Here is a 9,866-nt window from a genome sequence, read left to right as displayed (position 1 = left end):
GGTCGCCGGCGGAGACATCCGCGACGGCGCAGCGATGCAGCTGACGGCCACGGCGATCGGCCGGTGTTCGCCGGGTAGCAGGCTCCGGCGGACCGGAGCGAAGGCCGGCGACCGCCTCCTGCTGATCGGCTCACCCGGCTACCTCTGGGCCGCGGCCTTGCTGGAGACGGGCCAGGCGACGCTCCCGCAGGGGGACCGGGACAAGGTCTGGCACCGAGCCTGCCGGCCGATGGCCCAGCTGAAGGCGGGCCGGGCGCTGGCCACCACCGGACTCGTGCGGGCGGCGATGGATGTCTCCGACGGCCTCTTCGCCACGGTTCGGACGCTGTGCGAAGCAAACGGACTAGGCGCGGAGGTCACGGGGGAGTTCGAGCTGGACGAGCCGGTGGCCGAGGTGGCTGCCCAGTGCGGTGTCCGGCCGTTCGACCTCGCGCAGACCTGGGGCGACTGGGGGCTGGTCGTCGCGGTCCGGGCCGAGGAGGCCGGGCTGGTCAGGAAGACGCTGCGCGGAGAGGGTGTGGCGGCGCAGGAAATCGGGACGCTCATCGCGGGCACCTCGCTCACCATGGGAGCCTCTCCTTGGCAGGGGATCGCGCAGGAGCGGTTCTCGGCCAGTTCGTGGCACGGTGGGGAGCCGTCCACACTGATCACCAGCGTGCTGGCGAGGCGCTGAGGGTCAGCTGTGGGCGCGTAGCGGGACCACGTTGCCCGGGTGCAGGGATCGCTCCCGGAGGACTTCGGTGGAGCTGATCGTCAGTGTCACCAGGCTCGCAGCTGCGAGGACGGCGCGGTGCTGGCGCCGCAGCATCGCGAGGACGATGGCTGCGCCGAAGACCGCCGACGTCCACAGTGGACGGCGAGGATCTGCCGCCGCCATTGGTAAAGCCGAGCGGGGAACGAACTCACGGGTGTGCGCCTGTCGGTCATTTCCGTGCTCCTTCCGAGCAACCGGCGGTGTAACAGGCCACCGAGGTGAGCGAGAGACGTCGGGCCGCGATGCCTGCCACGAGGGCCGCGACGATCGAGGTGCGGACGCCGTGCCGGGATTCGCGTACTCGGGTCGTGCTCGGGCCGGCGGTCCCGGTCCTGCCCGAGCTGCCAGGGGCCAGTGCCATCCTGCGGTGAAGAGGATGACGAGGCCGGCAACATGACGCCTCGGTGCCAGCGGCTAGAACGTGACGGGTGACATCGGTGTCGGTGGAAGCCCCTCTGCCCCTGGATCCAGGAGACCGTCGCCCGGCCCAGCACCGCGGACTAGTAGTGACACAACGCGGGGCTCAGTTCGCCAGCCGCCGGAGTTCGGCCATGCGATGGATCGTCACCTGCTTTCTGCCGGTGCTGATCACCCCCTGCCGACGGAGGTCACGCGTCGCGCGTGCCCAGGACTCGCGAGAGATCGCCGCGGTCATCGCCAGTTCGGCCTGCGTGGCCGGAAGGGCGATTTCGATGTTCCCGCCCCGTCGCACGCCGCGCTGGACCGCCAATTGCATCAGGTGCGCGGCGACCCGCCGCGACGCAGCGCCGGTGCCCAGATCCAACCACTGTCTGCCGATTGACCGGAGACGTGTGGACAGCACTCGCAGAAGTGCCCAGGAGATCCTCGACCGAGTACGGCACAGTGACGCGAACCGGACCCCCGGCACCTCCAGCGCTTCCAGGTCCTCCAATGCTTCGACGGTCGCCGAGCGTGGCATCGCGTCGATCGCCGCGAGTTCACCGACGATGTCGCCCGCGCCCCGGACCCCGACGATCACTTCGCGGCCGTCGGAAGCGGTGTTGACGATCCGCACGTGCCCGGACAGTAGCAAAAGCACGCCGCTGGAGAGGTCGCCTTCCCGGCAGATCGTCTCGCCGCACCGATAGGAGCGCCGGGTCGCGGAATCGGCGAGCGCCTGCCTGTCGGCGGTGTGCAGGCCGACCCAGAATCCGTTCGTCTCCATGTGCCGGCCCTCCTCGGTCACGCGCTGAGAATCTGCTGCGGCCGACTGGCTTCGGGGGTGTACAGCCAGCCTCGAAGCCGTTCGTCGCCCAGCTTGAACGGGACCGCCTGTGTGAACGCACTGCGCTCGACACCCGGGTATCCGTGCCGCACGACCGCGCGGTGGATCTCTTGGGAGACAGCGAGGACGAGCAGTTCGGTCGTCTCGCGCAGCCGTCGTTTGAGCTCGTCGGCGTCCACCAGGCGGCAGGCGATGTCGACGTCTTCTCCGTACGGCCCGCGGCTGTCACGGTGGACTTCCCCGGCGTGTACAGCGACGCGAAGCCGGAAAGCGAGTTCCGGGCGACTTTCCGCGTGCCTGGCGAGCAACTCGTTGAGCGCCGGGACAACGGCTGCCAGCAGCAGGGCCTTGGGTGCCTGATCCACCGGGCGGACGAAGCACAGCGCCCCGTCTCCGCGATCGAGGAGCGGATCACGGTGCCTGCCGGCGATCCCGCCGGCCAGGAAGGCCGCATCGAGCAGCTGGAAGAGAACCGCGCGGAGCTGGGTACGCACCGAGTTCGTCCGCCCGGTCGACCCTTCGATGTCGACCGCCACGATGGCCCGGTGCCGCGGTAAGTCAGCTGAAGTGTCCATGGCCCGCTCCTGCCTTCAGGTCAGAACTGAAGTTCAGTCAAGTTGACTGTATGGCCTGGAGTGCCCTTGAACAACAGAGACGAATCGGGTGTTACCTGTTTGGTGTCCGAACAAAATGTGGTCGTAGGTCACGGTTTGGTCGCAGCTTCGGTATGGCGTCGGCCGGAGCGGGGGTAGGTAAGCTTAAGGTTTTGCCCTTACCTACCGTACTGAAGTAGACTGAACTTTTCTGAAGGGCGGCCAGTCGTGTCCCCAGCCGAGCCTCGGTCTGTGCTCGCGCGCCGTCTGCGCGCGCTGCGGGAAGAGGCGGGCATCACCCAGGCGCAGCTCGCTCAGGCTCTCGGCGGGGAGAATTCGCTCAGTATTTCGTTGATCTCGTCGTGGGAGAACACCGACAAGGCCCCGCCGACCCGTCGGCTGAACGCCTACGCCGCACTCTTCGCCACGCGGCGGTCGGTGAGCGGAGACAGTGTGCGGGTCCTTCCGCTCGAAGAACTGACCGATGACGAGCGCCGCCAGTACGACGAGCTGATCGAGGAGTTGCTCTGGCTCCGGGACGGACGTGAAGGCGCTGTCGAGCCCGAGATCGATGGCTGGCGTTTCCCGGAGAACGAGGACATCACGATCGTCTGCGCGCCGCTTCCGCAGGCGCTGCGGCAGCACCTGACGTACGCCGACCCGGAGAGTGCCGACTTCGTCTCGCTGTACACCTACGCCGACCCCGATGCCCTCATCGAACTGTTCGGCCACATCAGGGCCGTCAACCCTCATCACCGCGTCAGCTTCCACACCACGGAGGAACTGACCCCCGACCACTACACGAGCCACCTGGTCCTCCTCGGTGGGGTCGACTGGAATACAGTTACTCGCGACGTCATCGAGCGCGTGGACCTGCCGGTCAAGCAGGTCACGCGAGACGATGACGCGCCGACCAGCAGCCCCGGCGGCTTCCTCGTGAAGCGCGCCGGCGGGTCGGAACTTTTCCCGCCCCTGCTGGACAGCGAAGGTCACCTGTTGGAAGACGTGGCACATTTCTACAAAGGCGTCAGCCCGTTCAACCGGAAGCGCTCGGTGACCGTGTGCAATGGTATGTACGGTCGCGGCACCTTGGGTGCGGTCCGGGCGCTGACGGACGAGCGGTTCCGTGATCGGAACCAGGCCTACCTCCGGAGTCGGTTCGGTGAAGCGGAGTCGTTCAGCATCATCAGCCGGGTGCCGGTGGTGGGCGGAAAAGGGCTGACTCCGGACTGGACGGTGGCGGAGAACCGCCTGCACGAGTGGCCTGAGGCCGAGTGAACGCGCGGCAACACCGAACGCACGCAGGACTGCTGACCAGTGTCGAGGCCAGCACCGCCCCCCACGCTCGCCTCGACGCCATCATCGTGCCCAACGGACGCGCCGTCTTCGAGTTGCAGCCGGCCATCAGGGCAGCCCGGCAGGCCAATGCCCATCTGTTGCTGCTGTGCAGTCTTGAGGGCGATGCCTTGAGGGCCGCGCTCGCTGCCAGGCGGGCGGGTGTCCGGGTGACCGCGATCGACACCGATCGGTTGCCTCGTTGGCTCGTGCCCACATTCGTCACCGACAAACTGCTCCGTCGCGGCGAGTTCCACCGGAAAGTGGACACCAGCCTCAAGCGGAACCTCGGTCTCCTCATCGCGATTCTCACCGGCTGGAAGCGAATCCTCTTCCTCGACGACGACATAGTCCTGCCCGAGCCTGATGACCTGGCGGCCGCGGCGGGACTGCTGCGGGAGCACCCGGTGGTCGGCCTCCGGAACGCGGGGATGCCGGACAACTCAGTCGTGTGCCACGCTCTTCGCGGCATCGGCGCGGCTCAGGAATCGTTCATCGGGGGTGGCGCGCTCGTGGTCGGTGAGAAGGCCTTCTCCTCGTTCTTTCCCAACATCTACAACGAGGACTGGTTCTTTCTGCTCGACGGGTGCGAACTGCGGTCGACAGCGGTGACCGGCATGGCGATCCAGCGCCCATACGATCCGTACAACGTCCGGCGCGCACGCGCGGAGGAATTGGGTGACACCCTCGCTGAGGGACTGTACGGCTTGTTGGACAACGGTCGTCCGCTGACTGAAGCGAACAGCGCCTACTGGACCGAGTTCCTGTCCCACCGACGGCAGATCATCCGTATGACGATAGCCGGGATTCGAGGTTCGGCGATGGACCGGGCGGAGCAGGCTAAGATGGTCCGCTCGCTCGAAGCGGCGATCGGCAGCAGTCAGCGGATCACGCCTGACCTGTGCGTGCAGTACCTGCGCGCCTGGAAGACGGACTGCGTTCGGTGGCGCAATCACGTCACCTGGCTCCGGCGAGATTACGGTGAACGCGATGACATCAACCACACGCTCGCCATGTTGGGGGTTGCCGACTTCGCTCAGCCGGGGATCGATGGTCGGATCACACCGGTCGGGTGGCGCCGACCGTCCCGGCTCCGGACCGGGGAATCGGTGGCGAAGGGCGGGGCAAGTCCTTCGCCAGCACGTGGCACAGCTCCGGCTCTTTCCGAATCCCGCCGTCGGCAAGCGATCGCTGCGCGTGGCAGATGACTTCGCCGTGGCCCCAGTCCCGGTAGCCGAGCCGCCGGTACAGGCGAGCCGCGTCGTTGTTGTCCGTTCGAACCGCCAATGCGACCCGCTCATGACCATGCTCGACGAGGTACTGCTCCACGGCTCCCACCAGGGACCGGCCGATGCCGCGGTTGCGAAACTCATCGTGGACCTGCAGGTGGGTGAGCAGCGCGACGCCGGGGAGGTGTCGGCGTATCGGCCATTCCTCGGCTTCCTCCAGCCACAGGTAGACGTCCCCGGCGGGGTGGCAATCCAGCCAGGCGAGGAAAAGTACTCCGAGGTTTTTCCGCTGGCGCTCAAGCCGGTCGGCGAGGAATCGGTGGTCACCGAGGGTCGCGGCGAACGAAAGGAGGTCTGCGGAGTGGGCCGGCCTTACATAGGGCTCGGTCATCGGCAGAAACTCCCTGTTCGCCTGGGCACCACCAGTGTGCCGGAGTGAGCCGGTGCTTGACCAGGTTGCCCGGGCCCGGACCGGCGTCACACCCTGCTTTCGTCGTGTCTCACACGGTCGCAGTCAGGTCGTACACCGTTACGCCGTCCACAGTGGATGCCTCGTAGTGCGCCGCCACCCACTCTGCGATCTGCTGGGCCGTATCCGCGCCAGTGCTCCCTTGCATCGTCATGCCTTCGCCCAGGAAGTAGTGGATCTGCCCGTTCGCCACGTACTGCTGGAACTGCTCCAGCGTCGGGTACGGGTCCGTTCCGTTGAAGCCGCCCACCGCCATCACCGGGGCTTCGCTCGCCAGCTGGTAGCCCGCTGCGGCGTTCGACAGCACCGTGGCCGCCGTCCAGGTGTACTTCGAGGCGTCCTGGCGGAGCAACGCGGTGAGTGAAGTGCCAGGCATTGTCGTCGAAAGCAGCGAACCCGGGCCGCCGCCGCGGCCGCCGCCGGGACCGCCGAAACCGCCGCCCGGACCTCGGCCTCCGAAGCCGGACGACGGACCGGCCGACGGGATCGCGCCGCTGTGGGTCGTCGCCGCCGTTGCCAGGGTGTACGCGCCCGTGCCGGACAGCAGCACCACCAGCGAAAAGGCGGCCACGATCGAAGCCGCTCCGCGGGTCAGGTGGGTTGCGAAGAACAGTGCCACCGCCGCCAGGAGGCCGCCCACCAGCACCGTCGGGGCCAGCCACGGCTGCCACGACGACGAGTCCAGCAGCAGGTACGCCGTCAGTGCCGTCACCGCGACGCCGCCACTGAGCAGGCCCGATGCCACCGGGTGGGCGCGCAGGCGCCACAGCTGGACCGCTGCCGTCCCGACCAGCGCCGCCACCGCCGGGGCCAGGGCCACCGTGTAGTACGGGTGGATGATGCCGCTCATGTAGCTGAACACCAGCGCCGTCACCAGCAGCCAGCCGCCCCACAGCAGCAGGGCGGCCCGGGACGCGTCCGTGCGGGGGGCCCTGCGGGTGAACCACAGACCCGCTCCCAGCGCCAGGAGCGCCGCCGGCAGCAGCCAGGCGATGCCGCCCGCCATCTCGCTGCCGAACAGGCGGGTCAGGCCCGTCGAACCCCAGCCGCGGCCCGCGCCGCCGCCGACGCTGCCGACCTCGTCGCCGGTGATGCGGCCGAAGCCGTTGTAGCCGAAGATCAACTCCCACAGGGAGTTCGTCTGCGAGCCGCCGATGTACGGCCGCGAAGCCGCCGGCCACAGCGCGACCACCACCAGGTACCAGCCCGCCGCCACCACGACCGAGACCAGCGCGCCGAGCAGGTGCAGCAGCCGCTTGCCGAGCGAAACCGGCGCGGCGACGAGGTACGCGACAGCGAAAGCGGGCAGCACCAGGAACGCCTGCAGCATCTTCGCCAGGAAGCCGAAGCCGACCGCGACGCCGGCCAGCGCGAGCCAGCGCGGGCTCGCCTTCTCACCCGCCCGGACCACGCAGTACGCGCCCGCCACCAGCAGCAGCACGAGCAGCGCGTCCGGGTTGTTGAAGCGGAACATCAGTGCCGCGGCGGGCGTCAGCGCCAGCACCAGGCCCGCGACCAGCCCAGCCGCCGGGCCGGACGTGCGGCGCACCGTCGCGTACAGCAGCCAGACCGAGCCCACGCCCATCAGCGCCTGCGGCACCAGGATGCTCCACGCGTTGACGCCGAACAGCCGCGCCGACAGGCCCATCACCCACAGCGCCGCCGGGGTCTTGTCGACCGTGATCGCGTTGGCCGCGTCGCTGGAGCCGAAGAACAGCGCCTTCCAGCTCTGGGCGCCCGCCTGCGCGGCCGCGGAGTAGAACGCGTTGGCCCAGCCGGAAGCGCCGAGGCCCCAGAGGTAGAGCACCGCGGTGCCGAGCAGGAGGACGGCCAGGAGCGGCCGGTGCCACGAACGGCGGGCCGGAGCTGAGGGAGTCACGACGGTTTCGCGTGACGCGAGTGCGGTCATGAGCTCAGCTTCCGGTGCCCAGCTGGGGCCGGGTTGTGCCGATGCTGTGCACCCGCTGTGCGGGCACGGCCACGGGGAGGCGCACCGCGAACTCCGTCCGGCCGGGCCGGCTGTGCACCTCGATCGAGCCGTGGTGGGCGACGACGACCGCGGACGCGATCGCCATCCCGAGCCCGGTGCTGCCGGCGTGGCGGGAGCGCGACGAGTCGCCGCGGGCGAACCGCTCGAAGACGTCCGGCAGCAGGTCCGGCGCGATGCCGGGGCCGTCGTCGGTCACCGTGAGCACGGCGCTGCGGGTGTCCTTCGTGCGGGCCAGCGCCGTCACCACCGTGGTGCCCGGCGGGGTGTGCGTGCGGGCGTTGGCCAGGAGGTTCGCCAGCACCTGGTGCAGGCGCTGGACGTCGCCGAACACGAGCACCGGGTCCGGCGGCAGCTCCAGCAGCCACCGGTGCTGCCGCCCGGCGACCTGGGCGTCGCCGACGGCGTCGGCGACCAGCCGGGTGAGGTCGACGTCGCGCACGTCCAGGGGACGGCCCGCGTCGAGCCGGGCGAGCAGCAGCAGATCCTCGACCAGCGCCGTCATCCGGACGGCTTCGGACTGGATCCGGCCCATCGAGTGCGCGACGTCCGGTGGCACCAGCGCGCTGCCGCGGGCGGCCAGTTCGGCGTACCCGCGGATCGCGGCCAGCGGCGTGCGCAGCTCGTGGCTGGCGTCCGCGACGAACTGCCGGACGCGGATTTCGCTGTCGTGCCGCGCTTCGAGGGCCTGGGCGACGTGGCCGAGCATCAGGTTGAGCGCCGAGCCGACCTGGCCGACTTCGGTGCGCGGGTCGGTGTCGCCCTCCGGGACGCGGATCGACAGCGCGACCTGGCCGCGGTCGAGCGGCAGCTCGGTGACGCGGCCGGCGGTGGCTGCGACGCGGTCGAGCGGGCGCAGCGTGCGGCGGACCGCGACAGCGCCCAGGAAGGCCGCACCGAGCACCCCCGCGGCGGCGACGCCGAACAGGATCAGCCCGACGGTGAGCAGGGTGTCGTTGACCGGTTTCATCGGCAGGCCGGTCACCACGACCTCCGCCGTCCCGGGGACGGGCAGCGCCATCAAGCGGTACTCGCCGAGGTCGTCGAAGGACAGCGTGTGCGGCCGGCCGTCGGTGGGCACCGACAGCATGAGGGCCTGCTGGTCCGGGGTCAGCTCCAGCCGCCCGCCGTGTTCGGAGATGCTGTCGTCGCGGACGAGTTCCTGTCCCGAGAAGGTGCCGCTCACCGTGCCGACGTTCTGCCCGAGCGGGTGCTGGCCCAGGTTCTGCGGCGGCGGACCGCCGTCCTGCGGCAGGGTGTTGCTCGCGAACACGAGCGAGCGGTTCGCCGCGGCCGAGAGCTGCTGGTCGATCTGGCGGGTGAGGAACAGGTCGAGCGCGAACTCGCTGACCACGCCGACGATCAGGCACACCACGGTGAGCAGCACGACCATCGAGCCGGTCAGTTTCGCGCGCAGCGACAGCCGCCCCCGGCGGGGAGGTGACGGGACGGTTCGCGCGGCCATGGAACCAATGTCGGTCCGCGCCGTGTGTGCGGGTTGTGCGCTGCCTGTGAAGCGGCTGTGCGGTGACCGGCCCGTTGCGGGATGTCCGGTTCGGGTGGTCACAGGAACAGCTGACGGCAGGCACAGTCGGTACACAGCGTGCGGCTCCACCGTGGACTTCACCGAAGGATCACGTTGAGGAGCAGCATCATGACCACACCGCAGGCACCGTCCACTCCGGACCAGACGTGGGGCGCGACGCCCGCGCCGGCCCCGAAGCAGGCTTGGTCGCCGGGCAAGAAGATCGCGGCGGGCGCCGTCGCGGCGGTGATCGTGGCCGGCGGGGGAGCGGCGGTCTGGGCCGCGTCGTCGTCCGCGGCCACCGACGCCCAGGCCGGGCCGGGCGGCATGACGGGCGGCCCCGGCGGCATGCCGGGCGGCGGCCTGGGCGGGGCGCTGCACGGCGAGTACGTGGCGTCCGACGGCAACGGCGGCTACGTCACGAAGATCATGCAGACGGGCGAGGTGACGGAGCTGAGCGCGACGTCCCTGACCGCGAAGAGCGAGGACGGCTTCTCGAAGACGTACACGATCACGTCGGCGCAGGCGACCGGCCTGGCGACGGGCGACACGGTCACGGTGGTGGCCACGGAGTCCGGCAGCACGGCGACGGCGACGTCGGTGACGGACGGCGAGTCGGGACCGCAAGGCCGGCAAGGCCAGGGCACACCGCCTTCGGGCGCCCCGACCCGGACCGGCTGACGCTCCAGTTGCGGCTCCGGGACGGAAGAGCAGTCCTCGGAGCCGCA

At 69.7% G+C, this 9,866-nt stretch carries 9 protein-coding genes and 1 pseudogene; 4 read left to right on the top strand and 6 right to left on the bottom strand.

Annotated features, from left to right (window positions below; genetic code table 11):
- Nucleotides 1-673: thiamine-phosphate kinase (locus CCN39_RS36950; protein ID WP_244211170.1), on the top strand; the 673-nt coding region annotated here is incomplete at its 5' end.
- A gap of 3 nt (nt 674-676) precedes the next feature.
- Here the strand turns inward: CCN39_RS36950 and CCN39_RS52145 are convergent.
- The 3 genes from CCN39_RS52145 to CCN39_RS36935 all read right to left on the bottom strand — a co-directional run bounded on the left by CCN39_RS52145 (nt 677) and on the right by CCN39_RS36935 (nt 2,536).
- A complete protein-coding gene (locus CCN39_RS52145) occupies nt 677-877 on the bottom strand; it encodes a hypothetical protein (RefSeq protein ID WP_244211169.1) in 201 nt (66 codons plus the stop codon).
- Between the two features lie 400 nt (nt 878-1,277).
- On the bottom strand, nt 1,278-1,961 hold the full coding sequence (locus CCN39_RS36940) for a Crp/Fnr family transcriptional regulator (protein WP_244211168.1): 684 nt from the start codon (nt 1,959-1,961) through the stop codon (nt 1,278-1,280).
- Complete coding sequence (locus tag CCN39_RS36935; protein ID WP_244211167.1) at nt 1,958-2,536, bottom strand: hypothetical protein; 579 nt, start codon at nt 2,534-2,536, stop codon at nt 1,958-1,960. Before CCN39_RS36935 ends, CCN39_RS36940 begins: the two co-directional genes overlap by 4 nt.
- A 309-nt stretch (nt 2,537-2,845) precedes the next feature.
- Between CCN39_RS36935 and CCN39_RS36930 the strand changes: the two genes are divergently transcribed.
- Both CCN39_RS36930 and CCN39_RS52140 read left to right on the top strand, forming a co-directional pair.
- Entirely contained in the window at nt 2,846-3,871 is a 1,026-nt protein-coding gene (locus CCN39_RS36930; RefSeq protein ID WP_244211166.1) for a helix-turn-helix domain-containing protein, read from the top strand.
- Nucleotides 3,868-5,136 carry a hypothetical protein gene (locus tag CCN39_RS52140; RefSeq protein ID WP_244211165.1) on the top strand — a complete coding sequence of 423 codons (1,269 nt, stop codon included), beginning with the start codon at nt 3,868-3,870 and terminating at the stop codon, nt 5,134-5,136. Before CCN39_RS36930 ends, CCN39_RS52140 begins: the two co-directional genes overlap by 4 nt.
- 73 nt (nt 5,137-5,209) lie before the next feature.
- On the opposite strand, the pseudogene CCN39_RS52135 reads toward CCN39_RS52140, so the two are convergent.
- From CCN39_RS52135 to CCN39_RS36915, 3 genes and pseudogenes are all read right to left on the bottom strand, one after another.
- Nucleotides 5,210-5,548: pseudogene (locus tag CCN39_RS52135) on the bottom strand (GNAT family N-acetyltransferase); the annotation flags it as partial.
- 109 nt (nt 5,549-5,657) lie between these two features.
- Nucleotides 5,658-7,535, bottom strand: a complete 1,878-nt coding sequence (locus CCN39_RS36920) for an ArnT family glycosyltransferase (RefSeq protein WP_208630553.1) — start codon at nt 7,533-7,535, stop codon at nt 5,658-5,660.
- A 4-nt stretch (nt 7,536-7,539) separates the two neighbouring features.
- Nucleotides 7,540-9,078 carry a sensor histidine kinase gene (locus tag CCN39_RS36915; RefSeq protein ID WP_086850018.1) on the bottom strand — a complete coding sequence of 513 codons (1,539 nt, stop codon included), beginning with the start codon at nt 9,076-9,078 and terminating at the stop codon, nt 7,540-7,542.
- A 189-nt stretch (nt 9,079-9,267) separates the two neighbouring features.
- Here CCN39_RS36915 and CCN39_RS36910 point away from each other — a divergent pair, with 189 nt between their 5' ends.
- A complete protein-coding gene (locus tag CCN39_RS36910) occupies nt 9,268-9,819 on the top strand; it encodes a hypothetical protein (protein ID WP_086850016.1) in 552 nt (183 codons plus the stop codon).
- Nucleotides 9,820-9,866 lie beyond the last annotated feature (47 nt).

The sequence above is a fragment of the Amycolatopsis kentuckyensis genome (assembly GCF_002155975.1).
GTDB lineage: Bacteria > Actinomycetota > Actinomycetes > Mycobacteriales > Pseudonocardiaceae > Amycolatopsis > Amycolatopsis kentuckyensis.
Note: the sequence above shows the minus strand (reverse complement) of the source record. Positions and strands in the feature narration are given on the sequence as shown.

Coding starts and splice junctions, on each gene's coding strand:
- CCN39_RS52145 (WP_244211169.1), bottom strand. CDS start 877: ATGGCGGCGGCAGATCCTCGCCGTCCACTGTGGACGTCGGCGGTCTTC.
- CCN39_RS36920 (WP_208630553.1), bottom strand. CDS start 7,535: ATGACCGCACTCGCGTCACGCGAAACCGTCGTGACTCCCTCAGCTCCG.
- CCN39_RS36915 (WP_086850018.1), bottom strand. CDS start 9,078: ATGGCCGCGCGAACCGTCCCGTCACCTCCCCGCCGGGGGCGGCTGTCG.
- CCN39_RS36910 (WP_086850016.1), top strand. CDS start 9,268: ATGACCACACCGCAGGCACCGTCCACTCCGGACCAGACGTGGGGCGCG.